The organism is Acidobacteriota bacterium, assembly GCA_030949985.1.
Classification (GTDB): domain Bacteria; phylum Acidobacteriota; class Polarisedimenticolia; order J045; family J045; genus JALTMS01.
This window is the reverse complement of the sequence record JAUZRX010000004.1, coordinates 27,703-53,984: the sequence shown is the minus strand read 5'-3', so window position 1 is coordinate 53,984 and position 26,282 is coordinate 27,703. Positions and strand designations below refer to the sequence as shown.

The following is a 26,282-nucleotide window of genomic DNA, read 5'->3' as shown; positions in this document are numbered from 1 at the left end:
TGAACACAGGTCAAGCGCGGCCGCGAAGCGGGCGATGACGATCGGCGATTCCGGGGCGGTCAGCGTTCGTCGGCACCCAGGTCCGCGGCGGCCGTTCCGTCGCCGTCGCCGTCCCGCACCCTGGCCTGGTTGTCGATGTCGGTTTTCGACAGGGCCGGTACGTCCGGATGGCCCCGGTCGACGGCAGGCGAGGCCGCCTGGATATGGAAGTCGTTCAGAGCCCGGTCGACGTAGAGCGGATCGCTGTCCAGGTTGTCCCGGGCTCCGCCCAGGGCGTTGACGTCGCCGATCGTCGGCAGGGCCGTGGCCCCCTCGTCGAGATAGAGGGAGGCGTTGCCGAACAGCAGGTTTCCCACCACCAGGGGGTCGGCGACGAGGTTGGTGGCGGTGTCGTCGGCGCTCTCTTCGATTCCGGGCCCGCCCATGAAGGTCAACAGGTTGTCCCAGATCTGCGGGGCCGCCTCCACCGTGTGGAGGGAGGGATCGGCGGTGGAGTCCGTGCGAGTGGCGCTGCACATCACGCCCGCGTCACCTCCGTCGGAAACCGTGTTGCCCACCAGCGAGGGGATGGCCCGGGCCGCCGCGGAGCCGCCGGTCGTGCTGAACTGGCCGGAGGCCTCGACCCGAATCCCGTCGACCGTCACGCCATGGACCAGGTTCGACGAGACGAGGGAGTTTTCCACCGCGGTGAGGGCCGCGTCGTTCAGGTGGGCCCCGAGAACGATGCCGCTGCCCCCGCCCTGAATCGTGTTCCGTTCGACCCGGACGTTGACCGAGGCGTCGGAGGTCGCCGGACGGGCTTCGAGCCGGATCGACGCATCGGAGGACCCGGCGAAGGTATTTCCGGCGACGACTCCACCGAGGGTTCCCGCCGTGGCCACGGCGTGAATGCCCTCGGTGCTTGTTCCGTCGAAGGAGGTCGAGCGGACGACGAGTACGCCTCCCGCAGGGTCGTCCGCGTTCATGTCCACGACCCGGCCGTTGATCGTCTCGGCTCCCACCGAGAGCAGCTCCAGCCGGTCACCGGCGGCCGTCAGCTCGACGCCGCTGCCGGAGTTGGCGAGGGTCAGGCCGTCGAGTACCACCGACGCCCGGGTGACTGCCAGCAAGGGGCCGGCCCCGGTGCCTTCCCAGCGACTCGGATTGGCCGCGGTGTCGCGCTCCCAGGCATGGGTCTCGGTGCCCGCGAAACCGCCCAGCAGGGTCGCGCTGGGGCGGCCGGCGCCGTCGAGAGTCGCCGGATCGCCGGTCACGGTACCCTTGATCCAGATCTCGAGTCCCCGATCGGTGGCGCGGTTGTGCCCCAGGGCGAGGCTGACCGTGGAATAGGCGTCCGCCCAGCTCAGCCCGTTGCCGGCGCCCGCGGCATCGGGATCGACGTAGACCCGCGGGCCGCAGGTCATGGCATCGGCTTCGGGGCGGCTGCTGCCGCTCGAGGCCTGTCCCAGGGGGCCTCCGGTGATCGCGCCGCTGCCCGCGTTCTCGGCGAGGCCCGCCACGAGGTAATACCGGGCTTCACCGGCCGGCGGCGTGCCGACCTGTTCGGCGGTGGTACCCGTGATCTGGCTGCCCCGGCACTGGTGGTTGTAGGTCGTCCATCCGCCCTCCGGGATCTCGCCCCGGTAGAGTCCGTAGGAGTCGGCACTGGCGGCGGCGTTCCACTGGAGGGTCGTCTTGCTGCCCGCCAGGAAGACCAGGTTCGTCACGTCGAGCCCCGAGCAGTCACTGTCGGCCGCGTCGACGAAGGAGTCGCACTCGTTGTCGATGTTGTCGCTGCAGATCTCGGCGGCACCCGGATTCACCGCGCCATCGGCGTCGTCGCAGTCCACGGCAAGACCGTCACCGTCGTAGGGGTCGGTGGGATCGCACTGGTCATACCCGTCGCCGTCGTTGTCGGGGGCTTCGTTGGCGCTGCCGTCGCAGGCCTGGTCGACGTTGTCGCAGACGATCTCGGTGGCATTGGGGTGGATCTGGCCGTCGGCATCGTCACAGTCCAACGGCAGGCCGTCGCCGTCATAGGGGTCGGTGGGGTCGCACTGGTCATACCCGTCGCCGTCGTTGTCGGGGGCTTCGTTGGCGCTGCCGTCGCAGGCCTGGTCGACGTTGTCACAGGCGATCTCGGCGGCATTGGGGTGGATCTGGGCGTCGGTGTCGTCGCAATCGCCGCTGTCGGTGACGTACCCCGCCGGCGGTGTGCCGGCGCAATCCTCGATGGTGTTGTTCGGATCTCCGTACGTATCACCATCGGCATCGCGGTAGTAGGTGTTGGTCGGCAGCCCGTCGTCGATCGTGCCGTCGCAGTCGTTGTCGATGCCGTCACAGACCTCCGTCGCGCCGGGATAGATCGAGGCGTCGTCGTCGTTGCAGTCACCATCGCACTCGGCGTAGTTGTCCACGTCGTTGTCGATGCGGACCGAGTGGTTGAGCCAGGGGTTGAACGACACCGCGCCGAAGACGCTGTCTCCCGACCCGGGGCCCGCACCCGAGGGGCCGCTCGCCGAACCCCACCAGTTGTCGATGGCGTTGAAGGCGCGGGTCGCCGTATTTCGCACCCCTTCCGTGTTGGAAGAAACGTCGTTCTGGTACATGCGGTTTTCGGGAGCCGTGCCCACGTAGTTGACGAGCACGCCCGTGCCGTTGAGCTTGAGCTCGTTGCAAGTCAGGTAGGTGTCGACCGGAGAACCCAGGTCGCCCGTCTGTTTGAAGATCCGGATGCCGGCGTCGAGCGCGTCGGTGATGTCGTTGTTTTCGATGCGCGTCGAACCGGTGTCGCTGCGCTCGGTGACGCAAGAGCCGGATTCCTTGCCCGCGATGCGAATCGCATCGGTTTCTTCGCCCGCTCCGATCACGTTGTCGTGAATGCGGGTCGTGTCGGCCATTTGCACCAGGACGCCGAAGGCGAGAGTGCCGCCGTCCCAGGCTGACGCGGGAGAAGCGGTGATCAGGCTGTTGCCGATATCCGTGCCGCTCGCCAGGCGAACCGACACGCTGCGGGCGCAGTAATTGACCTCGATATTGTCGAAGGTGTTGTTGTCGGCGCTGGCTCCCGGGCCGCCCTCGCAGGCCGGACCGCCGTCGACGAGGATGCCCTCGCGGGAGCGATGGCCGCAAATGTCGTTCCCGTCCGGGTCTCGAATCATGCCGTCGATGGTGAGGTTGGAAAAGGTGTTTCCGTCGGAATCGCCGTAGATCCGCAGCTCCGTCACGCCGTTCTGCTTGAAGCAGATGTCGGTGAAGGTGGAGTTGTCCACGTTCTGCAGGTCGAGGCCGATCTCATCGCCGCTGTTCTGGCCGCAGACCGTGCCTTCCCCGGTCGAGCGGATCGTCACTTGCTTGAGGGAAATACCGGCCACGTCGCTGATGCGGAACGCCGGCAGGTGGGAGCCGCCGGACTGGATACCGCTGATCTCGGTCGGCGAACATCCCGCGCCACCCGAGAGCCCCTCGATGTCGAGGATCTTGTTGCTCATGGTGATGTGTTCTTTGTACTCACCCGCGCCCACCAGCAGCAGGTCGCCGTCGACCGCGTTGTTGATCCCGTTCTGGATCTTCTCGCGACAGGCCGAAACGGACTCGGACCAGCCGAAGTCCACCGGTCGCTTGACCAGGACCGGCGCCGTATCACGGGCGATGAAGCCCGATGTGTCGAGGGATCCGCTGACGGGATCGCCGCTCCCCCCGCTCCCGCCGGAAGGACCGTCGGCCGCACCCCACCAGTTGTGGCGGGCGTCGAGGGTGCCGTCGCCCGCGTTGTCCACGGCGGTGGCATTGCCTGAGAAGTTGTTTTCGTTGAGGGTCGTTGCACTGCCGCTGGCGGCCTGGATGGCCAGCGCGCTGCCGGCCTGGCCGATCCACTTGTTGTGCAACAGGCCGAAGCCGGTGGTGCCGCCGCTGAGGACGAGACCGGTGTCGTTGTTTTCGACGCGGTTGCAGAAGAAATTGCCGCCGTTGACGTTATCGAGAATCACGCCGCGGCCGTCATCTCCGCCGCCGACGGAAACGTTGTCGTAGATCCTGTTGCCCTCGATACGGACATCGGAGCTGTCGTGAATTTCGATGCCCGCGACCCCATCGGCGGCGGAGGAGGTGCCGTTGTTCTGAATCCGGTTGCCGACGATGACGATCGTCTGGTTCGTGCTGCCTGCCGGCGGAGACTTGACCCGCAGGCCCGGGCCCTCGTTGTTGCGAATGAAGCCGACCTTGATCTCGAGCTTGCCGTTGCCGCCGGTGAGCAGAATGCCGGTGCCGGAATCCGGGTTCCCGTTGGCCCGGTTGGAGTGGATGTCCATGCTCAGAATGCGGTTCCACCCGCCGCTGATACCGGTGTTCTCCATGTGGATGCCGACCGCGCAATCGTAGGTCGACGTGTTGCGGATGTTGAGATTGCGCAGGCCGGTGTGCGTGGCGTCCCCGACGTGAATGCAGGCGTCGTTGGTAGCCCCATCGGTATTCACTCCGTCCCAGGTGACACTCGACGAGAGGATCTTCACGACATCGGTCGCGCCGGTGCCGTGGAGGTTGGTCACCGAGGCGGATCCGGCGTTGTCGATCACCACCGGGTGATCGACGATCACGTCTTCGGTGTAATCTCCTTCGGCCACGAGAATCGTCTCGCCGTCGCAGGCCATGCGGATCGCGTGGTTGAAGCTGAGGCAGGGACTGAGCTGGTCGTCGCAGGTGTTGCCCGTGTCGTCGCCCAGGGGATCGAGGTAGCGCGTGCCGACGACCTCGTTGACCGTGCCGTCACAATCGTTGTCGACCGCGTCCGAGCAGGCTTCCAGCGCGCCGGGGTTGACGTCCGCGCGGGTGTCGTCGCAGTCCGTGTTGTCGGCGACGTAGCCCTGGTTGTTGCCATCGCAGGTATCGATCGTGACATTCGGGTCGCCGTAGAGGTCGAGGTCGGCGTCACGGTACCAGGTCAAGACCGGGAAGTCCTCGTCGATCGATCCGTCGCAGTCGTTGTCCTGCCCGTCGCAGACCTCGGTGTTGCCCGGGTAGTTCAGCGGGTCGGTGTCGTCGCAGTCGACGCCGACGCCGTCGGGGTTGTTGGCGTCGCCGACATCGCACTGGTCCACGCCATCGTTGTCGCCATCGGGGGCGTCGGCGGTGCTCGCGTCGCAGTCGTTGTCGATGGCGTCGCAGATGGTTTCGGGCTGGCCGGGATTGACGTTGGGATCGACGTCGTCGCAGTCGCAGGCGTCGCCCCAGTTGTCGCCGTCGGCGTCCGCCTGGTCGGGGTTGGGCGTCGAAGGGCAGTTGTCTCCGGGCTGGGTGATGCCGTCCCCGTCGTCGTCACGGCCACATTCGAAGGTCGTGTTGAAGGGGCGGGCGAAGACGTTGTCGCGCAGAGTCGAGGCGTCTTCCTGCACCCAGACGGCGAAGAGCCCGCCGCTGTCGAAGTCGATGCCCACATGGCGGGCGTGGGCGGCGTCGTCCGCTACGTGAAGGGCGTCGAGCTGAATATTGAAGCGGTCATCGGTCCTCGAAACCCGTACCGAGCGGTGACCGTCGCGATGGTCGGTCCAGACGATGAAGTGCTGGGTGCCGTCCGAGTCGATGTCGACGGCGTCCGTACGGAACATCAGCTCGCTGATGGGCTTGACCGAGACAGGCAGCCCGCCGTCGGCGGTCATGCGGGTTGCGCGGACGAAGGGCCGGGTCTTGCCGTCGGCGTAATCGATGAAGACCACGCCGAAGGTGGCGCCCGCAGCGTTCCAGGCGACGGCCGGTCGGAGGCTGTCGCCGGGACCTTCTTCGAGCCTCTTGACAGGACTCTGGGCCACGCCGCCGGCGTCGGTGGCGACGAACTGCACCGTCCATTCGCCGGTGGCGTCGTCCTGCCAGACGATGCCGAGGCGCTGCCCGTTCCAGGAGAGGTCGGGGTGACTCTGCCGTCCGGTCCCGGAAGCGATCGCCACATCGCCCGCCACCTTGGTGCCGGCGCTGTCGAGGGCGGCGAAGAAAACGTCGGAGTCTCCGTTACGGTCGTCGTCCCAGACGATCATCCAGCGATTGTCGGCAGAGCTCCACGCGATGCGCGGACGGGAGGAGGCGCCCGCCTGCGTTGTGACGCGGACTTCGCCGCCGATGCGCACGCCGGCGGCGTCCACGCGGGCGAAGTAGATCTCCGAGGTGCCGTCCCGGTCGTCTTCCCAGGCCACCCCGTACTCGGTGCCGTTCCACGCCACGTCGGGGGCGGTGGCGTCGCCCGCAGTGGCGGCGGACACGTCGGTGGTGCCCAGCAGCGTGCCCTGGTCGTCGAAACGGGTCATGCGGATGATCCGTCGCCCGGCGGAAGGCTCGCTGTACACCGCTGCGGCGCTGGTTCCGGTACCGGCGACCCGTACCGTTCCGGTGTCTTCGGCCGAAGTGCTGAGCTGGATCGGAGCGGCGGTGAAGAACATGCCGACGCGAAGCTGGAAGTTGAGAGTCGTGGCGCCCTGGTCGGTGGTCAGGTCGAGCTGGAAGTCGAGGGCCGTCTCGCAGGGAACCGTCTCGTCGAGGGAGATCTCGAAAATACCGTCAGAGGCGTCGCCGCAGGGAGCCAGGTCGGGCCAGGTATGGGAGTTGTCGGTGATCGTCACACCGGCTACGGGAGGATTGAGGGAGAGCGTGCCGCTGACGCCGGTGGCGTCGAGCTGGCCTTCGTTGGACAGCGCGAGGGTCAGGCGCACGGTCTCGAAGGGATCGATGGCGCCGTCCCCGTCGCCCTTGCCGGGCAGGCCGTCGTCGAAGCTCACCTGGCGCAGGTGCAGCAGCAGGGCCGTGTCCTGGTTGAGGTCGGCGGTCATCGGATCGCCGGAGAGAGAGATGTTGTTGACCGAGACCCCCGAGGGGCGATCGTCCCAGCGCCGGGATGACGGGTCGGTATCGTCCCGGAAGGAGATCCGTCCGGTGCTGCCGGGCCAGGGATCGCCGGGATCCCCGTCGTTACGGCCGTTGTTCAGGCCATAGCGCGCGTCTCCGGGGACCAGGTGCAGCCTCGGGCGAGCTTCTTCATCCGCGGTGGCGGTGCTCTCGTCCGCGTGCCAGATCAGCAGGCCGTCACCGGGCAGGAGGCTGTCGAAGCCCGTTTTCTGGCGATTCTCGATCAGCAGGTATTCTTCGTGGGAACAGGTATCGGGGCGGTTGAATTCCCGCGCCGTGGCACTGTTCTCGACCGCGGGAAAGGAAGCCCCCAACTCCGTACCGGTCACCCGCTGGGGTTGGATCCAGCCGGCCAGGGCCTTGGTGTAGGCGCTGGGATGGGTCGGCCGCTCGGGGGAGTTCCCGTCACCACCCCACAGGCCCCGGGCCATCACGTCGAAGGCGCCGACGCCACGAGAGGTCCCGTCCCGGTCCCAGAGGGCCGGCAGGCCCAGGTGCAGTCCGAAGAGGTGGGCAAAGGGGCCGATGGTCACCAGGCTCGAGCCGTCGCAATCGAGGGCCGGAACCAGGGCGTAGTCTTCGATGACGATCGAGCCGCCCCCCGCGGCGGCGTCGTTGGTGGTGTAGGTGCCGCCAAACCAGTCGGAATAGCGGCCGAGGTGAGACCAGAGCTTCGCGTTTCCGCATTCCCCGCCGGTGCCGGCCTGGACGACGACAAGGAGATCGACCACTCCGTCGTCGTCGCCGGAGTTGGGCAGACCGTCGGGGCCGTCGTTGTCGTACTGGCCGAAATCGACGGTGGCGTCGTTGAGCGCGATCACCTCGTCGATGAATCCCCCCGCCGATTCCGTGGTGCTCGAGCACAGTCCATGGCAGCCCGCGGCGCCCAGGTAGAAGGCCTCGTTCTGAGCGGTGGTGACCCAGGGTTCCACCACGCCGTCGATCAGGTAGTTGCCGTAGGAAACCTCGTTGAAATAGTCCCGCAGGGAACCCGGCCGGCCGAGGCCCGTGTAGCCCGGAAGGAAGAGCTGGTCGGCCAGTTCCGAGGGAGCCCAGGGGTCCACCCCGGAATCGAGGAACTTGCCCGGCAGCACCACGTAGTCGAAGGATCCCGAGAGCGTCGTCAGGTTCAGTGTCCCGGCGGTCTTGCGCGCGTTGATGTTCGCGGGGACCACACCGGCGAGGGGACGGGCCGCGGTGTAGGCGCCGGCACGGTCGTCACGCACCCGGCCCAGGCCGGCGTCGGGGAGCGGCTGGTCGGGATTCCTGGGGGGGACGAGGGCCCAGCCGGGCATGACCGTGGCGAAAATGGCGAGGGCCACCAGGCAGGGCTGAGGGCGTCGGGTCGATCGGCTCACATGAACCTCCCCCTCCCGTCCTCACCGGACGGACAGGGACAAGGCGGAACATCAACGACCCCCGCGGCAGAAAGTGGGACGCGACGGGGTATCAGTTCCGCTGGCTCGGAAGAGGAGAAAACCACGCAGAACCCGTCGGGGTTCCGGCCCAGCCTCCCGGTTGCGTGTGATCCTCCCCGGTCACCAGCGCGAACGCGTCCAGAGTTGGATTTACGCTCTCGGCTTGACGGCAGCAAGTCTTTCTGCCAGGTAAGAAAAGAAAACGGGCCATAGCGAACAGCTTGGGGCTGTTTCGGAAGTCATATCTTTCGGGGGCCGGGGGCGTCCGCCTGGGCGTCGAGGGGCAGGGCGGCGGCCACCCGGTCCTCCTGGCCGGCCAGGGTGCAGATCGTGGTCATGACCTTGCCCGCGAAGTCATGCAACTGCCCCCGTTCAGGGTCTCTGACGGCCTTTGCGGAGAAGTACAGCGGCCGACCCACGTGAATGCTCACCCGGTGACGTCGGGGCAGCAGACGGCCCTTGGGAAGCGCCTCGAAAATCCCTCGCAGTCCGCAGGGCACGACCGGGCAGCCGGAGAGGGCCGCCATCCAGGCGATGCCCGGGCGGCCGCGGCCGATCTTCCCGTCTTCGCTGATGCGGCCCTCGGGAAAGATGCCCACGCTCTGGCCCCGACCCAGGGCCGCGACCACCCGCTCGATGGTCTCCCACGGCGAGCGGGAAGAGGCGGGGAGCACGCCCCAGGCATCGAAGAGGGCCGTCCAGAGCCGCGAGCGCCGATACCAGCGTTCGTTGATCAGAAAGTGGATCTCGCGCTGCGGATCCACCGAGCCGACAACCCAGGGATCGAGAAACGACGAGTGGTTGGCGGCGATGAGCACCGGCTGGTCCCTGGCCGGCAGATCCTCCCCGCGCTTCTCGAGGGCGAAGACCAGGCGCCCGGCGGGGAGCAGCCAGCGGTTGAGGTTGTAAAGCCACATCGGAGAAGGGTCCGTTCCGGGGGGACGGGCCGGCGACCCGTTTCGCCTCTGCTCGCCGCCGGCTGGTCAGAGTTATATCGTAGACCCGCGCCGCAATCGACCCGCTGCCGTCGTGGCCGGGTGCAGGTCGCAGGAGCTGTCTCGGTGAATCTCCCCAGCCGCACCACCGCGCCGCTGCACGTGACCTTCACTTTCGATTTCGCGGATCCCTTCGCCTACCTGGTCTCGAAGCTCGTGCCGCGAGCCTGCCGCGAGGCCGAAGCGGCCCTGACCCTCGAGCCCGTTCATGCCCGGCGTCTGGGCGCCGCGGGCGGAGTGCCGCCGAAACCCTGGCCGGCGGTCGAGGCTGCGGCGGCGCGGCTGGGCATGGAAGTGCGGGTTCCCCGGCGTTATCCCTTCGACAGTGCGCGACTGCTCGAGACCTGCCTGTTCATCAAGGACCGCTCCGGGCAGGAGGCGATGGCGGCGGTGACCGACAGCCTCTGGGAGGCGATCTGGGTTTTGGGGGAGGATCCCGAGTCCCGACAGACGGCGATCCGCGCCGGGCGCTCGGTGGCGGTGCCCGAGCCTGCCCTCGAGAAGGCCCTGGCGGACTCCCGCATGCCGGCCATGCTCGAGCGCGTCACCCGGCGGGCGGCGGATCGCGGTGTCGACGCCGTCCCCGCGATTCGGCTGGATGCGGGCCTGTTCGTGGGCTTCGAGGCCGTTCTCGACGGGGTGGCTCGACTCGGCGGCTCCCTGCCGACGGGGAAGGGCGGGGCGCGGGAAGGCCCGGGTGACGACGACGATCCCGCGGTGCCGGACTGGACCTTTTCCGGCTGATCTTTTTTCTTTCCCGCCTGTTCGATTTTTCGTCCCGGCCTTGACCCTGTCCGGCTTCAGTGTAGATAGCCGGGTGCCAGGGCTCCAGGGGGAGGGCGTCCCTTGCCTGAATCAGGGAGGGACCCAAGGTTGATCATCCGCACCCGCGGCGTTTCGGCGCGGCTTGCCGCCACGGCGGGGCGGGGACTGTCCGTTCTGAGGGCGGGCCTGTCCCTGCGCCTGTTCGCCATGGTCTCGGCTCCCGCCCTGGCCGTCCTGCTCGCGGCCCTCGCCTCCCGCGAGCCCGGCCCCGAGGTGGGGCTGATGGCCTTCGGCGCCTTTTGCCTGGGCCTGCTCGTGATCCCGCCGGTCTCTCGCTGGGCCGAGCAGAGGAAGAGCGATCGCGAGGAACTCCACGCCCTGCGCCGCGCCCGGCGCCGGACGGCTCTCCGGCGCTTCTGGCGTGTCGCCCTCGATTTCCAGCCCGCCGGGTGGGGTCGCGGCGAACTGCAGGCGCTGCGCTTCGTCTGCCTCAACACGGATGTCTCCCGGCCCCTGGGCGAACGCATGGCGCGGCGGCTGCGCGAGGCGTTGTCCGCGGTGCTGGCGGGTTCGTACTGCCGGCTCGAAGAACTGGTGTCCGCCGCGGAAGAGGCGGGGCTCGACAGCGGGATCTGCCGCCCCATGGGAGTCGAACTGGCTGCCCTGGTGTCGCGCCTCGAGCGCTCGAGCTGCGAGCCGGGCCGACCGCCGGTGCTCGAGGCCGGGGCGATCGTGGCTCACATCGACGCCTTGCTCGAGGCGACCGACCGGCTGACCGAACGGGTGCGACCACGCATCGAAGCCGATCTGCTGCCCATGTTGCGCTGGCTGTCGAGGGCCCGCTTTCCCCGGGGATCCGTGGAGGTGGCGGCCCTGGCGGCCAGTGGCGCCTCGACCCGCGTGGCCGTGCGTCCCCTGGACCTGGCAGCGGCGCTCGAAGGTTTCATCGACCGGATCCTGCGCCGGGGGCAGATCGACGGCGTCTTGCGGGTGGAAGTGCGCTGCGGGGAGGAACTCGACTTCCAGGCGCGCTGGTCGGTGCGGGATCGCTGGCACCTGGAGCCGGGGGTTCTGCTCGAGCCCCTGGCCGAACTCTCCGCCTACGGTGGCGAGTTCGCCATGAGGGAAGAGGTGGAAGCGGGCCGCGCCATCGTCGAGCTGCGCCTGCCGCTGGTCACACCGCGGGGCGCCGCGGACCTCGAAACCCTGGACGATGTGATCTGAAGGTGGCTGGTCGGGCGGTCACTCGTAGCGGAACAGTCTTGTGGCGAGATGGCCCACGGCCACCGTGGCCACGGCGAGGGCCGCCAGGTGGGGCAGGATCGCCGCCGGCGGATCGCCGAAACTCACCAGGCGGTGAAAGGCGTCCATCGCCCAGCCCGTGGGCAGGAGCAGCGAGAGCCGCTGCATCCAGGCCGGGGTGATCTCGATCGGCCACCAGCAGCCGCCGATGGCGGCCAGCAGGTTGGCCGTCAGGACTCCCAGGCCGATGGCCTGCCCCCTCGACCGGGCCACGCACCCGAGGCACACGCCGCAGCAGGCGCAAAACGCCGACCAGAGCACCAGGACCGCGAGCAGGGCCGGCAGCGCGGCGCCCCAGTGGTAGCCGAAGAGGAACCGCCCCGCCAGCAGGGCAAAGCCCACCTGGACCAGGGCCAGCAGCCACTTGCCGCCCACCTTGCCGGCGATCACGCCGCCACGGGAGATCGGCGCGCAGGCCAGTCGGCGCAGCAGGCCCTGTTCCCTTTCGAGGACCAGCAGCACCGCACCGCTGGTCAGGGTCACCAGCAGCGTGAACATCACCAGGGTTCCGGGGACCGCCTGGGCGAAGCCACTGGGCGGTTCGCGGCGCCGGCCGGCTGTGGTCACCTCGAGGGTGATGGTGCGCTGTCGTTGTCGCCGCTGCCGGAGATCTTCGGCGGTGGGCCGCCCGTCCCCCCCGCCGGCGGCCAGGGCCAGGTCGGCCAGGGTCGTGTAGACCGCGCGCATCGCCCGCACCTGGATGTCCATGCCCTCGAGGGGACGGTCCGTCCGGTCGATCACTTCCAGGCGGACGGTCTCGCCGGAAAGCACTCGCTCGGTCAGGCGGCCGGGAAGCGTGAGACTCCGCGCGGGGGTCTGGCCCGGCCGGGGTGTCGTGATTTCGAAACCCTGCTCTTCGAGGCGGGTGATGATCTCCCCGGCGAGAAAACCGGCGCCGGCTTCCATGGTCACGGCCAACCGGGGTGGTCGCGCCTCGTCGCTGCCGCCGAAACCGCCGGTGATCGAGCCGATGAAATAGAAGAAGACGATCGGCATGATGAAGGTCCAGACGATCGTCTCTCGTCGGCGCAGCATCAGCAGCAGATCCTTGCGGGCGATGAAGACTGCCAGGCGCAGCATCGTCACGGCCTCCCCGCCACGACCCGGGCTCGCCGCCAGGCGGCGAGCAGCAGCGCCAGGGTGGCCAGCGCGACCGCTCCCGCCGCCGGCAGCATGCCGCCGGGGGTCTGCCTGCCGTGCAGGATCTCCACCAGTCGTCCGAGAGCCCAGCCGTTGGGGGTCAGTCGTCCCGCGGCGGCGAGGAACGGGGGCATGACTTCGAGGGGGAAGAAACTGCCTCCAGCCAGGAGCAGGGGGAAACCCAGCAGCGTGCTGAGCAGCGAGCCGGCGCGGGCGTTGGGTGCATAGAGTTGAAGCAGCGTGAGGGCGGCGACGAGGGCCACCGCGCCGAGAGCCGACCAGGCGGCGGCCAGGGGCATGCGGGAGGCCGGCAGGTCGAAGAGCAGTCCGCCGCCGACCAGGGCGCCGGTGGCCAGCAGGCCCAGCACCACGAAGGCGGCGAAGAGTTTGCCGCCCAACACGGCGAGCAGGCTGCGGGGTGACGCGGCGAGGCGTGCGAGGGTGCCCTGGCTGCGTTCGAGCCAGATCTCCTCGCTGAGGGACTGGGCGGTGAAAAACAGCCCCATGAAGATCATGCCCGGCAGGAAGAGGGCGCCGATCGAGGTGAAGCGATCGTCCTGCTGCGCTGTCGACCCGGTGACGGGCCGGGTGACCGCCACTTCCAGGGCCGGGGGGAAGAGATAGCGCCCGGCGCCGTGGAGAGCGCGGCGGACCGCAATGGCGACGGCAGCCACCTCCTGGTCCGAGATGTCCTCCCCGCCGACGGCCTGGGCCGAACGGATCCTTTCGAGAGGTCCGGCGAAGATCTCCTGGAGATAGAAGGTGCCGTCGGCGAGGATCTCGAGGGTCTGCTCGGCGATTTCGGGGAGGATGTGCTGGGCCGGGTTCTTGACGAGCTGCAGGCGGGCCGGACGGCGTTCGAGCAGGGCCTGCCCAAAGCCCGGGGGGATGATCAGCAGGGCCGAGGCCGCGCCCCGGTCGAGCCGGCGGCGGCCTTCCGGACTCTCCACTTTTTCGACCCGAAAGAGTGCACCCAGCGGCTCTTGGGAGAACGCGCCGACGAGCAGGCCGCTGACGAAACCGGCGTCTTCATCGGCGATCAGGAGATGCACCCGGGGTCCCGGGGCCGTCCCCCCCCGGGATCCGAAGGCCAGGCCCAGCAGCAGGCAGACCAGCAGGGGGATCGCCAGCCAGAGCAGAAAGGTGACAGGGTCGCGCAAGCGGCGCCGCAACTCTTTGAGTGCCGTGATCCAGGCGAATCTCACGCTCGGGCTCTCCGCGGGCCGATCACTCCCGCAGTTCCCGGCCCGTGAGCTTGATGAACAGGGTCTCCAGGCTGGGGCGGGAAATGGTCGTTTCCCTGATCTCGGCCCCGGCGTGGGCGGCCGCCTCGAAAATGCGGGGCAGGGCGCTTCCCGCGCGGGGCAGCGCCAGGACCAGGCTGTCGCTTTCGAGTTGTACGCAATCCAATCCGTCGATGCTTTTCATGGCCGCGGCGACGGCCGCCGGATCGAAGCGACCGCTCAGGCGCACCAGGTCCTTTTCGCCGAGCATCGCCTGGAGCTGGGCGAGGTCTCCCTCGGCGACGATCGATCCGTGATCGATGATCGCCAGCCGGTCGCACAGATCCTGGGCCTCTTCCATGTAGTGGGTGGTGTAGAGCACGGCGGTGCCCATGTCGGCTTGACGGCGGACCAGCTCCAACAGCCGCACACGGCTCTGGGGATCGACCCCAACCGTGGGCTCGTCGAGCAGCAGCACTTTCGGTTCGTGCACCAGCCCGCAGGCGAAGTTCAGGCGGCGCTTCATGCCGCCGCTGAAACGCTTGACCGGCTCTTTGGCGCGATCGGTCAGGCCGACCTGCTCGAGCACCTGGTGCAGGCGTTGTTCGAGGCGACCGCCCCGCAGGCCGTAGGCCGAGCCCCAGTAGCGGAGATTCTCCGCGGCGCTGAGATCTTCGTAGAGCGCCAGGTCCTGGGGAACGAAGCCGAGGTGGCGGCGGGCGGCGACGGTGTCGCGGCGTATGTCGTGGCCCGCGATCCGTATCTCTCCGGAGGTCGGCGGGATCAGCGAACAGATGCAGGAGAGGGTGGTGGATTTGCCCGCGCCATTGGGCCCCAGAAGACCGAATACAGTGCCTGCGCGGACTTCCAGGCTGATGTCCGACACGGCCACCAGGTCCCCGTACTCCTTGCGCAGGTTCTGTACCTCGATCATGGCCTCGCGCATCAGATGCTCCTGTCGTACTCCGCCACGTCTTGGGTCCAGACCCGCACACCGCAATAACGCTTGCCTTCGGGACAGACGGGGCGCTGGCCGCATCGGTCACGGATCGAGCACGGGGGCAGCAGGAAGCGGCCCAGCACGGGATGGACCTCCCGTACCTGCAAGGCCTCGTCCCGGCTGGCGCGCCAGATTTCTTCCTGGGCGTTGTAGCACAGGCGCATGGCGTGCTTGTGACGCAGGGCCAGGTAGTCCCCGGACTCGGTGAAGCGCACGTTGACGGCATTGGGCAGCAGGTAGGCCAGCGCTTGGGTCGGGGCCCCGGAGCGGCGCAAACGCCCGATCGCCTGCCAGGTGCGCGCCATGGCCTCGTCGAAGAGAGTGCGGCACGAGGGTTCACCGGCGATCAGCGAGGGACATGTCACGTCGGGTTCTTCCCCCAGGTGGGCGAGGAGCAGCGGGCGGGAGCCGGGAGTCATGCGATGGCGCTGATCCTGGGAGTCGGCGCTGTGGGACAGGCGCTTGCGAAACGTGTAGTGGGCGTGGTGCAGGCAGCGGGACAGGGGAGCGAGGGTGGTCAGGTTCAGGGTCTCTCCCAGTACCGGATTGGCGGCCGGGTCGGCGACCAGTTCGAGCGCCGCCTCGTCGCTCAGGTCGGCCCGGCTCCGGCCCAGCACCTCCCGTACGGCGCGTGCCACGACGCCTTCGGCGTCCGCCGAGTAACCCACCAGCCGTGAAGCGCGGTTCCCCAGGTCGGCATCGAACTCGGCGCGGAAGGCCGCTGCGCGGCGGGGGTCGTTCAGTTCCGCGGTGTCGCCGGACAGGTGCGCCGGCAGGGGGGACGTCTCGAGGGCCGGTTCGAGAATTTTCTCGTAGTTCGGATCCCATCGCACCACCGCAGCCACCATGCGCTCGACGATCATGCCGACTTCCGCGGGAATTTCGCTCTGGCGGGCGGCCCGGCGATAGCGCAGCAGCGTCAAGGCCGAGATGGTGTGGTAGAGCCGGGCCCAGGTCGCCACCGGCAAGACGTAGCGCGCGGCCTCCTGGGCGAGGCGGCGGATTTCCTTCCGCCAGCGTCGGGGCTGACGCCCGCGGGCCGGGAAGACGTCGAAAAAGGCCGCGGCGGCGACCGGCTCGAGCTTTTCCCGCAGGGCCCGGTAGGCTTCCTGGGCGTGCTCGAGGGCCCCGGTGTAGAGGGCCTTCTGTTCCGGCGGCAGGCTCGGCACGAGGAACGTGTCGGGCCGCACCTTGACGTAACGCTGGGAGACCTGCTCGGAGTTGTAGAACGGATGGGCATGGAAGAAGGCCCACAAGGCGTGGCGCGAGACCCGGTCGATGGTGAAGCTGAAGTGGGCGTGCTGGAAGACCGTATGGTGCCCCGCCCGGTAGATGTCGGTGGCCAGGGCGTCCCGTCGCTCGATGGCCTGCCGGCGCTGGGCGGGGTCTTCGGCGAGATCGCCGGCCACTTGCTCGACCGTCACGATGCCCTGGGAGGCATAGCAGGTCCGCGCGGCGGCTACCGCCCCGTCGAAGGGCCGGTCGAAAGCGGCGACCAGCCGAACCTCCGGCTCGGGACTTGCAAGCCGCACCAGGACCTCCTCCCTCGCACCCGGGACCGGGTGCCGTCGTCGGCGGCGCACAGTGTAGCGTGAAGGGTTCCGTTCGGGGAATTCGGCGTGCCGGACGGTGTCTGCCGGGTGCCGGACGGTCGGGTTTGCCACGGCGCCGCGAGCGGAGCAGCATGGGAGTCCGCCCCGCCGCCCATGATTCCCGGGGAGTGCTGTCATGAACGCCTGGATCGAGCGCCTCAAGCCCGCCGCCTCGCGCCGGACTCAACTCGTCGCGGCAGCCCTGATGTGGTCCGTGGTGGGCGTCGGTCTGGGCGCTGCCGGCACGGTCTGGGCCGCCTCGGCCCCCTGGCCCTGGCCGCCGATTCTCGTGATCGGGGGTCTCCTGCTGGGTGCGGCCAAGGGCCTGTTCGTCCTGGCTCCGGCGGCCGGCCGGGTGGCCGGCCGTATCGCCCGGCGAAAAGATGGCAGCTGCCTGGGGGGCGCGTTTTCGTGGAAGAGCTGGTCGATGGTCGCGGTGATGATGAGCGCCGGCATGCTCCTGCGGCGCAGTCCGCTGCCGCGCCCCGTGCTGGGGCTGCTCTACGTGGCGCTGGCCACCGCCCTGTTCGTGGGCGGCGCTCGCCTGTGGCGCACGGTCGGGGCGGGTTGGGAGTGATCCGGCGCACAGGACGCCGCCTCCAGGCCGTTGCGGGAAGCTCGGCGCCTCGCGCGCAAGAAAGCCATGGGAGCGGGCTGTTGGATCAGCCCGGAGCCGCAGCCGGCGAGTCGCTGTCCCCGTCTTCCGAGAAGACCTGGGCCTGGAAGGTCGACAGGCGCGCGCCTTGGCGCCAGCAGCCGACGGGAAGCCCCGCCTTCCGGCACAGGTGATCGAGGGTCTGCACCCGGTCCCAGCCCTGTTCGGGGGCCACCTGCGGCAGGAAGACGGCCCGGCGGCCTTCCTTGTCGAGCCTGACGCCGTCGCGTCCGACGCGGATGGCCTCGGGGCTGTCGACGGTCTTGAAAGGTGTCAGCACGGAGATCTCGATGGTGATGTCTTTCAACTCCTCGAGGGTGACGGGAGAAAAACGCGGGTCGTCGAACGCCGCCTGGATCGCCATCGCCTGGACGACCTGAAAGAGGGGGCGGTCCTCCGCCATGTGGCCGATACAGCCCCGGAGTCGACGGTTCCGGTGAAGCGTGACGAAGGCGCCCTGCCGTGTCCACAGTCGTGTGGGCAGGTTTCGAGCCAGTGGAGCCGTCGCGCTTTCCATCACGCGGTGGAGGGTTTCACGGGCCAGGTTCAGCAGAATCCGGCGCTCGTCCGCGCCCAGCACACCGGCGTCGTCACCCGGGCGGGGCAGATCCAGGGCCTCGCTGGAGGCCTCGCCCGGGCCCGGATAGAAGGCCGCGGCGCCGTAACCCACGACCCGGGACGGCTTCCCCATCGCCGTCCAGCCGCTGTGGGCGTAACTGAGCACCCGGGCCTTTCGGGCCCCCATTTCCCGGGCGGCGGCCAGGGCCACGAGAAGCGGGCCCCGCCCGCAGGCGCAGGTCACCAGTCCCGGCTCACCCCGTTGCATCCGCTCACGGATGCGGCGGTGCAGATCGACGGGATCGCCCGAGACCAGGGCGAGCAGCGTCTGGGCGTCGATCTCCCGCGCCGCTTCGGCCGTCGGGTAGTGGGAGAGGTCCGAACTCGCCACGACCAGGGCCTTGCGGTGGGCAAGGGAACGGGCGAGAAGAGTACCCAAGCGCCCGGCCCGGCCCGGGTCGACCGCTCCCACCACGGCTGGCAGCAGTGGAACATCGGGGAAGAGGATCTGCGCGAAAGGCACCTGGACCTCGACGGAGTGCTCCCGCCGGTGCACCTCCGGACGGAACGTCACTGCGTCGCCGCCGACTTCGAGCAGGTGGGCAGCCAGGGACGTGTCGAGGCGGGCGATGCCCAGGGGCGTGCGATAGCCGGCGCCCTGGAAGACGGAGATGCCGGAAAAACCGGGAGCCGTGTGGTGGGTTCCCAGGAGCACGATCACGTCGTAGTCGTGCCCCCGGGCCTGGGCCCAGGCGTCGGCGGCGATCTGTCCCGAGTAGATGTAGCCCGCGTGGGGTGCGACGAGGACTGCGGGGGCCGTCTCCCCCCCGGGCACCGCGTCATCGAGGTAAGCCCGGATGCCGGCTTCGAGGGCCGGGGCCTCGTCGCTGTAGAACTTGCCGGCCACCGCGGGGGGCCGGATCCGGTCGGTATCACCCATGGCGGCTCCGGTCGTGCCGAGGATGAGGGCCAGGAGAAGGCCGAAGGATCCGGGCCGGCCTTTGGTGAATGCGGGCACCGGCGGTCTCCATCCTGCGCAGGGGCGATGGCCTCGCTCGAGGGGTTTTTCGAAGCCGAAGCCATACAGGGCGCCCGTCCGGCCCGGGAGCGAATCCGCGGGTCCTCCCGGAGGGCGGGCTGACAGGATGATAAGCCGTGTGCCGGGTTCCTGTCGAAAAGTCGACCGCCGTTGACTTGAGTCAACGACCGGGCGGGGCGTTGGTTCCATACTCCACCGTGTTCCCGGCCCGGCCGGGTTGCCGCCAGGAGGCTCAAGCCATGAGGATCGACCCCGACGCCACCCTCTACGAGATCACCGAGAGCTGGCCCGAGACCGTCGCCGTCTTCACCCGCCAGGGCTTTCCCCAGATGGCCCGGGAGGAGTTGCGGCGCAGCTTCGGCTCGCGCATTTCCCTGCGCCAGGCCCTGGCGCTCAAGAAGCTCGATCTCGACGGCTTTGTCGAGCAGCTCGAGGCCACCATCGGATCCGAGGCGCCGGTGGCGGCGGATACGGCTCCGACCCGGGTGGTGGGGCTGCTGCCCTGCCCCGTGCGCATCCCGCTGCTCGAAGCCTTCGAGCCCTTCATCGAGGCCTACCAGCAGCGCACCGGCCGGAAGGTGGAGTACGAGCTGCAGGCGGCCTCCATGGGTGCGGCCTGGATCGACGAGAACCTCAAGGGCGTCAGCCGGGAGGAGGATCTTCCGGAATTGTTCATCTCCGCCGGATTCGAGACCTTTTTCGATCCCAAGGGCCTCGGCCGGTTCCGGGATGTCTTCTACGACGGCCTGCCCTACGAGGAGTTCAACGAAAGCTTCGATGGCGTCGACCTGCGTGACCCGGAGGGGCGCTACTCGGTGATCTCCGTGGTTCCCGCAGTGTTCATGGTGAACATGAACGAGCTGGGAGACCAGCCGGTGCCCCAGAGCTGGGAAGACCTGCTCGATCCGCGTTTCGAGCAGCGGGTTTCGCTGCCCGTGGGTGATTTCGATCTTTTCTCGGCGATCCTGATCGAAATCCATCGACGCTATGGAGAGGACGCCGTCCGCCGGCTCGGCCGCAGCCTGGCCGCCTCGATGCATCCTTCCCAGATGATCAAGCTCGGGCGCAAGAGCTCGGCCCCGATCGTGACGATCATGCCCTACTTCTTCACCCGGATGGCCAAGGAAGGGGGGCCGATGAAGGCGGTGTGGCCCCGCGACGGGGCGATCATCAGCCCGATCTTCCTCCTCGCCCGCAAGTCCGCTGCGCGGCAGGTTCAGCCGCTGATCGATTTCTTCGCCTCGCGGGAGATCGCCGAAATCCTGGCGCACAAGGGGCTGTTCCCCAGCACCCGGCCGGACGTGGACAACCGTCTCGCTCCCGGCAGTCGCTTCGGCTGGCCCGGTTGGGAGTTCATCCGGCAGCAGGATATCGCCGGGCTGATCGAGCGTTGCCAGCAGCTCTTCGAGGAGGGGAGAGAGTCATGAAACTGGTCACGGTTTGCGGCCCCCCCTCATCGGGCAAGACGGCGGTGATTCTCAAGACCGTCGAGGCTCTCTCGGATCGTGGGCGGAAGGTGGGCGTGGTGAAGTTCGACTGCCTTTCCACGGAAGACGACTTGCTCTACGAGAAAGCGGGTATCCCGGTGCAGAAGGGCCTTTCCGGCCCTCTCTGCCCCGATCACTACTTCGTCAGCAACGTCGAAGAGGTGGTGGGCTGGGGCCGCAAGAACGACTTCGACTTGTTGATCTCCGAGAGCGCCGGCCTGTGCAACCGCTGCTCGCCCTACATCAAGGACGTGATGGCGATATGCGTCATAGACAATCTCAGCGGAGTGGGTACGCCGAAGAAGATCGGCCCGATGCTCAAGCTGGCGGACATCGTGGTGATCACCAAGGGCGACATCGTGTCCCAGGCCGAGCGGGAGGTCTTCGCCTCCCGGGTCAGCCTGGTCAATCCCGGAGCGATGGTGCTCAACGTCAACGGCCTGACCGGCCAGGGGGCCTGGGAACTGAGCACCCTGCTCGACGAGGACGATCGTGCGGTGGAGACCCTGATCGGTCGCAAGCTGCGGTTCTCGATGCCTGCGGCACTCTGCTCCTACTGCCTGGGCGAGACCCGCATCGGCGAGACCTACCAACTGGGTAACGTTCGCAAGATCCAGATCGAGGAGCGCTGAGACGATGCTCGTCGCAAGAGACCTGCTACAGACCCGAATCGACGACCTGCGCCGGGAGTACCCTTTCGTCGACTCCTTCTTCGACTCCCAGCAGCTCGACGTTTCGGCCGCGGGAGCATTGACACTGGGCGCCTTCCTCGAGCAGGCCGCCGCCCGCCACGACGACGACGACGCCGTTCTTTCCGCGGAAGAAGTGGCGGCCCGTCTCTCCGAGCACATCGAACAGATGTTGCTCTTTCTCGAGGACGACCGCGAGCGGGTGCGCACCCTGACGCTGCTTCCCGGTACCGACAAGTGCGGTGAGCCGGAAGGGTTCGAGCGGATCGATTTCAAGGCCGGCGAGACCGTCTGCATCGTCGGGCCCACCGGATCGGGCAAGAGCCGTTTGCTGGCGGATATCGAGTGGGTGGCCCAACGGGATACGCCGACCCGCAGGAGCGTGTTGCTCAACGGGGAAGCGCCGTCACGGCAGTGGCGCTTCTCGCCCACCCACAAGCTGGTCGCCCAGCTTTCCCAGAACATGAACTTCGTGATGGACCTGTCGGTGGAGGAGTTCCTGCGGATGCACGCGGAAAGCCGCGTGGTGGCGAACCCCGAACCGCTGATCGCCCGGATCCACGAGGAGGCCAACCGCCTGGCAGGGGAGAGTTTCAGCGCCACGACGCCCATCACTTCCCTCAGCGGCGGGCAATCGCGCGCGCTGATGATCGCCGATACGGCCATTCTCTCTCGTTCGCCCATCGTCCTGATCGACGAGATCGAGAATGCCGGAATCGATCGCAAAAAAGCCCTCGAGCTGCTGGTCTCGGAGGAGAAGATCGTGCTGATGGCGACCCACGATCCCGTGCTCGCGCTGATGGGATCGCGGCGCCTCGTGATTCGCAATGGCGGCATCGCCGAGGTGATCGAGACCAGTGAGAAGGAGCGGGAGATTCTTTCCGAACTGGAGGCCATCGACCGCCGGCTGATGACTCTCCGCCACAAGCTGAGAACCGGTGAACGGCTGGTCTGACGGCACCCGCGGAGACGGCCGCGGACGCTGCGCGCCCCTCCCGCCGACAGGCGCCACTGAACATGACCAGGGGAGCCCGAAGCGTCCCCGACCCAGGAGATGACCGATGCACGACGGATGTTCCGGACAGTTCGACAACGGCAGGCAGGTGGCCGACAAGGTACGGATGATGGGATTCGATATTCAGCCGATGCCGATGCCCCTCGAGATCCATTGCGAGAACTGCGACAAGACCTTCACCATGCAGACCTTTCTCGCCTCCTGTCCCCACTGCGAGATGGTCTACGCGGTCACTCCCTGCCACGCCTTCGATCCCGCCAATGTGATGGCGGCCGGTGTTCGCTACTGATCTGCCGTATTCTGGGAGACCGGCCGGGAGGCGTTCGGCTCTTCCCGCCGCTGCGCGCTGTCTGCTGTTTTTCCGCCGTTCCGCGGACTCGGGGTGTGCGATGTTGAAAGTCTTGCCCTGCCTGGATTCGGATGGCATGGCCGCGGCGCGGAGGCGCGAGCTGGATCTTTCCCGGGATGTCGCGGTCGAGCTGGGCCGATCGGCCGTCGAGATCACCGGGAAGGGCTACTATGTCTGCGAAGGCGGCCGGCGGGTCGATGTGAGCCGGTCCGTGGCCGCGGCGTGTGCCGCCAAGGTGAGCATCCCTCCCGAAGCGGCTCTGCCGGCGGGTGACGCCCCCCCGTTTCCGGAGACACGGGTCCAGGTGACCAACGAGACGACCCTCGGTGCGGCGCGACGGCTCGCGGCCGGGGGCCGGAAGGTGGTGGCCCTGAACTTTGCCAACGGGACGGAGCCGGGCGGGGGCTTTCTCCGTGGCGCCACGGCGCAGGAGGAAGCGCTGTGTCGTTCCAGCGCCTTGTATGCGACGCTGGTGGACGATCCGATGTATCGGGTCCACGGTCGGGACGCGCCGTTCGAAGCGAGTGACTGGGTGATCTATTCCCCGGATGTCCCCGTGTTTCGTGTCGATGACGGCACGGCCCTCGGGAAACCCTGGCTGCTGAGTTTCATCACCTGCGCCGCGCCTTATGAGCCCGAAATCGGCCAGCCGGAGTCGGGGGACCTGTTGCAGCGGCGTATCGGGAGAGTGCTGGCCGTCGCACGGGCTTACGGACACGCGACACTGGTGCTCGGGGCGTGGGGTTGCGGCGCTTTCGGCAACGATCCTCAGCGGACGGCCCGGGATTTTCGCACGGCCCTCGAAACGGAGTTCGACGGCGCCTTTTCCGACGTGGTCTTCGCGGTCGCCGACTGGTCCCGGGTGAGGCGCATTCTGGGGCCTTTCCGTGACGTTTTCGTTTGAGGCGAAGACAGCCCCCGGCCGGTTCGAGGGGGGTCAGGCGGAGCTGCCGCGGTGGAGGTTGGAGTCCACCACGACGGGGCCCTCCGGGGCGCTCTCCCCGGGTTCGGGGAGCGGCCGGCGGAGCAGGCGCCGCAGCAGGTACCAGGGGCGGTCCGGGGTCGAGCGGATGTCGAAAAGAGCCATGGCGGTGTAGGTCAGCAGGGCCGAGCGCAAAAGCCAGTGCCAGAGGGCGGCGGGGAGCAGCAGCAGCACGAGCCAGGCCACCAGGCGCAGCATCGCCGCCGCCGCGGTCGCGGAAGGATGCTGGCGCCAGGCGTAGAGGCCGGCGCCGAGCCCCGCCTGGAGCAGCCAGGTGGAAGCGATGAAGACCAGCGGGCCTGCCAGGGGCGCACGGCGCCAGGCCCGCAGCACGACGAAGAAGGCCGAGCGCACCCGCCGCCGGCCGTCGGCGACCATGACCAGGCGACACCAGAAGGCGCCGGCGCCGACCAGGGCGATCCAGCCGGCCATCGCCAGGGCGTGCAGGCGGGGGAGCCGTACATCGAGGGTGACGGAAGACCAGCCGGCCACCAGGCCGTGCAGGGCGATCTTCCCGGCCGCCAGGGTGATCACGCCCAGGCCCAGCAGGTCGAGCAGGACGGCCAGCAGCGCCACCCGCAGCAGGGTCCACAGCCACGGCGTACCTTCCGCCACCACGCTGTGGAACGCCCCGTGGGGACGTTCGCCGAGGCGCACCCGGTCCAGCCAGACGATGGCGCCGGCGGTCAGTACCTGCTGGCCGAGCAGGGCCAGGGCCGCGGTGATCGCGATGGCGGCGCCCGCGGCGGGCCCGATCTCCATGAACAGCGTGATCAGGCGGGGCAGGTCCAGGCGGGAGCTGCTTGCGGTCAGCCAGGTGCTGCGCCCCGCCCCGGAGGCCAGGGCGGCCCGCATCACCAGCATCGCCGGCGCTCCCGCCAGCACCAGCAGGATCCAACGCAGGCCGATCAGGCGCAGCGACCCGCGCACGGGGCGCAGGCCCCGCAGCAGTGCGCTCCGCTGCCCGCTCACAGCCACAGGGAAAGCCCTGCCGCCAGCAACTGGGCCAGCGCGGTCATCCAGCCGCTCCACTCGGCGGTGAAACGGGGGTCGGCCTCCAGGCGGCGCCCGTTGTCGGCCGGCGAGCCGTCGAGCAGGATGCGGTGCGTGGGGTCGATCCGTACCTCCACCAGCCGCCCCCGGCGCTGCGTGCGATAGGCCCTCCAGGGAGCACGGCCGTCCCAGTGGTCGGTGATCACGAGCCCATCGTCGAAGACGAGCTGCACATCCACCGGGAGGTGGTCCCACGCCGGTCCCGCGACCTGGGCCCGGCAGGCCTGGAGGGTCGGCCTGTCGTCTTCCTCCTCCGGCCCGCTTGCCGCCTCGGCCGCCGCCGCGTCGGCCTGTTCCGGGACGAAGCCCTGCCAGGACACCGTGCCCTCCACCGCGGCGCCGGGCCGGTGTCGTCCCGGATCGCTGATTTCAACCCACACCCGGCCCTCCGCGTCCCGGGTGTGAGGCAGGTCCATCAGCCGCCACTGGGCGTCCTCCCCGGCGCCCTCGAGGGGGACCTCGATCCGGCCGTCCGGCGAAGGGTAGCTGCCGGGAGGGACTCCGAGACGTTCACAGCGCAGGGTCTCGACCCGGTAGTCGGGCAGGCGGGGCCGGTCGAAGGCCTCCCGCAGGAAGGCCGCCGGCTCCCGGCCGGCGCCTTCCGCCATGGCGGCGAGAAAGTCCTCCGGCGCCGGATGCCTCATGCGCCATTGCCGGTAGTAGGTGGCGAAGCCCGCGTCGATTCGCTCGCGGCCGAAAAGTCTCTCGGCGGTCATGATCGTCAGCGCTCCGCGGGCATAGAACTGCATGGCGTGCGTCGTGGGCTTGAAGAGGAAGGTCGGCTGGTGACGCAGGGGCTCGTCGATCTTTTCCCCGAGGGCGCCCAGGCCGAGGCGGAAGAACTCGGCGATCGGCGCCTCCCGGCCGAAGAGCGTCCCACCGCTATGCCCGGGGCCGAAGAGGTCCTCGGCCACCCGGATCTGCCAGTAGCTCGTCAGCCCTTCGTCGAGAAAGGCGTTTTCCTGCTCGTTGCTGGCCAGCAGACCGTAGAAGTACTGGTGGACCAGTTCGTGAATCAGCGTGTTGTCGGCCATCGCCGACGCGCTGCGCGGCCAGGACTCGAGCGCGTCGCCGGCCACCGAGGAGACGACGAGGGTGGGGTACTCCATGCCCTCGGTCCGGTCGCCGAGGGCGGTGGGAACGACGATGGTCAGGGTCGGGTAGGGGTAGGGGCCCACGGCGCGGGCCAGGGTCGCGAGGGTGGCGCGGCAAACGCGCATCCAGCGCTCCACCCGGCGGGTCTCTTCCCGGGGAGCGACGAGGTGGATCTCCACCGTCCCCGCCCGACCCGGCGCATCGAGGGTCTGCACCGCGTCGATGAAGTCCCGACCGAGCACGAAAGCGAAATCGTGGACCGCCTGCTGGACGAAGCGATGGGAGCGGGTGCCGGCTTCCGCCGCTCGTTCCGACCCGGAAACACGCCGACCGGTGGCGCCCACGGTCCAGCCGGCGGGAGCCTCGATGGTCACGTCGTAGTCGGCGAAGTTCGCGTAGAACTCGGCGGTGGCGTGGAACTGCCGCGCGGCCCAGTGGTCCTCGCGGGCGCCCCGCACGCCCCGGGTCTCGAAGGCCGCCAGCTTGGGGAACCACTGGCCCACCAGGCAGTATTCACCCGCGCAGCCGGTGCGGGCGAAGGGGTTGGGCAATCGCCCGGAAAAGGTGATCTCGAGTTCCATCCACCGGCCCGCCGCCACCGGCCGGGCGAGTTGCAGCTCGATCAGCGTGCGGTCGAGGGGGTTGCCGTCATCGGGCTGGACCGCTTTCCACGGCACCTCCAGCGCCGGCTCGCCGGGCGTCTTCTGGAGCACCCGCTCGACCTCGATCCAGCCCCAGGGGTCGGGAAACCGTCGATAGAAGTCCTTGAAGTCGAAGCGCCGGAAGCCGCTGTATGCGGACTCCTGCAGCCAGGTACTCGAGCGGTTGGCAAAGGCGTTGAGGTAGAGGTGGAGGGGCGCGGTCTCCACCGCTGTCGCGGAGGGATTGCGCCAACGCAGGGTCTGCCGGCCCTCGAAACGACGGTCGGCCGGGTCGACCCGCACTTCGATGCGATATTCGAGTCCCGTGGAGGACGGCGCCGGGTCGGCCGGGGCCGGCACGACGACGGCCAGGCCCAGGACGAGCAGCAGACTCCGTCGGGCGACGCTCACGAAGAG

The 26,282-nt window shown here is 68.7% G+C and carries 17 protein-coding genes; 8 read left to right on the top strand and 9 right to left on the bottom strand.

What is annotated here, in order from left to right:
- Positions 1 to 59: 59 nt before the first annotated feature.
- Positions 60 to 8,225 carry a MopE-related protein gene (locus tag Q9Q40_00615; GenBank protein ID MDQ7005712.1) on the bottom strand — a complete coding sequence of 2,722 codons (8,166 nt, stop codon included), beginning with the start codon at positions 8,223 to 8,225 and terminating at the stop codon, positions 60 to 62.
- 299 nt (positions 8,226 to 8,524) lie between these two features.
- Positions 8,525 to 9,202: a lysophospholipid acyltransferase family protein gene (locus tag Q9Q40_00610; GenBank protein ID MDQ7005711.1), complete on the bottom strand. Its 678-nt coding sequence runs from the start codon at positions 9,200 to 9,202 to the stop codon at positions 8,525 to 8,527.
- Positions 9,203 to 9,346: 144 nt separating this feature from the next.
- Here Q9Q40_00610 and Q9Q40_00605 point away from each other — a divergent pair, with 144 nt between their 5' ends.
- Positions 9,347 to 10,024, top strand: coding sequence for a DsbA family protein (locus tag Q9Q40_00605; GenBank protein MDQ7005710.1), 678 nt, complete (start codon positions 9,347 to 9,349; stop codon positions 10,022 to 10,024).
- Between the two features lie 129 nt (positions 10,025 to 10,153).
- The gene (locus Q9Q40_00600) at positions 10,154 to 11,269 is read left to right on the top strand and encodes a hypothetical protein (GenBank protein MDQ7005709.1); all 1,116 of its coding nucleotides are present in this window, start codon (positions 10,154 to 10,156) and stop codon (positions 11,267 to 11,269) included.
- Positions 11,270 to 11,287: 18 nt separating this feature from the next.
- Here Q9Q40_00600 and Q9Q40_00595 read toward each other — a convergent pair whose 3' ends face one another.
- From Q9Q40_00595 to Q9Q40_00580, 4 genes are read right to left on the bottom strand one after another with little or no spacing between them, the layout of a single operon-like run.
- Positions 11,288 to 12,427 (bottom strand): ABC transporter permease, encoded by a 1,140-nt coding sequence (locus tag Q9Q40_00595; protein ID MDQ7005708.1) that lies wholly within the window; start codon positions 12,425 to 12,427, stop codon positions 11,288 to 11,290.
- Positions 12,428 to 12,429: 2 nt separating this feature from the next.
- Entirely contained in the window at positions 12,430 to 13,692 is a 1,263-nt protein-coding gene (locus Q9Q40_00590; protein MDQ7005707.1) for an ABC transporter permease, read from the bottom strand.
- A gap of 22 nt (positions 13,693 to 13,714) precedes the next feature.
- Positions 13,715 to 14,656 carry an ABC transporter ATP-binding protein gene (locus tag Q9Q40_00585; GenBank protein ID MDQ7005706.1) on the bottom strand — a complete coding sequence of 314 codons (942 nt, stop codon included), beginning with the start codon at positions 14,654 to 14,656 and terminating at the stop codon, positions 13,715 to 13,717.
- On the bottom strand, positions 14,656 to 16,242 hold the full coding sequence (locus tag Q9Q40_00580; GenBank protein MDQ7005705.1) for an FAD-dependent thymidylate synthase: 1,587 nt from the start codon (positions 16,240 to 16,242) through the stop codon (positions 14,656 to 14,658). The genes Q9Q40_00585 and Q9Q40_00580 overlap by 1 nt, the downstream gene beginning before the upstream one ends.
- 196 nt (positions 16,243 to 16,438) lie before the next feature.
- On the opposite strand from Q9Q40_00580, the gene Q9Q40_00575 reads away from it, so the two are divergent.
- Positions 16,439 to 16,879 carry a hypothetical protein gene (locus Q9Q40_00575; GenBank protein MDQ7005704.1) on the top strand — a complete coding sequence of 147 codons (441 nt, stop codon included), beginning with the start codon at positions 16,439 to 16,441 and terminating at the stop codon, positions 16,877 to 16,879.
- A gap of 85 nt (positions 16,880 to 16,964) precedes the next feature.
- On the opposite strand, the gene amrB is transcribed toward Q9Q40_00575, so the two are convergent.
- Positions 16,965 to 18,533 (bottom strand): AmmeMemoRadiSam system protein B, encoded by a 1,569-nt coding sequence (gene amrB / locus Q9Q40_00570; protein MDQ7005703.1) that lies wholly within the window; start codon positions 18,531 to 18,533, stop codon positions 16,965 to 16,967.
- A gap of 260 nt (positions 18,534 to 18,793) precedes the next feature.
- Between amrB and Q9Q40_00565 the strand changes: the two genes are divergently transcribed.
- From Q9Q40_00565 to Q9Q40_00545, 5 genes are all read left to right on the top strand, one after another.
- A complete protein-coding gene (locus tag Q9Q40_00565; GenBank protein ID MDQ7005702.1) occupies positions 18,794 to 19,981 on the top strand; it encodes an ABC transporter substrate-binding protein in 1,188 nt (395 codons plus the stop codon).
- A complete protein-coding gene (locus Q9Q40_00560; protein ID MDQ7005701.1) occupies positions 19,978 to 20,673 on the top strand; it encodes a GTP-binding protein in 696 nt (231 codons plus the stop codon). The genes Q9Q40_00565 and Q9Q40_00560 overlap by 4 nt, the downstream gene beginning before the upstream one ends.
- Before the next feature lie 4 nt (positions 20,674 to 20,677).
- A complete protein-coding gene (locus Q9Q40_00555) occupies positions 20,678 to 21,685 on the top strand; it encodes an ATP-binding cassette domain-containing protein (protein ID MDQ7005700.1) in 1,008 nt (335 codons plus the stop codon).
- Positions 21,686 to 21,791: 106 nt separating this feature from the next.
- Complete coding sequence (locus tag Q9Q40_00550) at positions 21,792 to 22,034, top strand: hypothetical protein (protein MDQ7005699.1); 243 nt, start codon at positions 21,792 to 21,794, stop codon at positions 22,032 to 22,034.
- 100 nt (positions 22,035 to 22,134) lie between these two features.
- Positions 22,135 to 22,998 (top strand): TIGR02452 family protein, encoded by an 864-nt coding sequence (locus tag Q9Q40_00545; protein ID MDQ7005698.1) that lies wholly within the window; start codon positions 22,135 to 22,137, stop codon positions 22,996 to 22,998.
- 33 nt (positions 22,999 to 23,031) lie between these two features.
- Here the strand turns inward: Q9Q40_00545 and Q9Q40_00540 are convergent, their stop codons facing one another.
- Positions 23,032 to 24,054: a hypothetical protein gene (locus Q9Q40_00540; protein MDQ7005697.1), complete on the bottom strand. Its 1,023-nt coding sequence runs from the start codon at positions 24,052 to 24,054 to the stop codon at positions 23,032 to 23,034.
- Entirely contained in the window at positions 24,045 to 26,276 is a 2,232-nt protein-coding gene (locus Q9Q40_00535; protein ID MDQ7005696.1) for a M1 family metallopeptidase, read from the bottom strand. Before Q9Q40_00535 ends, Q9Q40_00540 begins: the two co-directional genes overlap by 10 nt.
- Positions 26,277 to 26,282 lie beyond the last annotated feature (6 nt).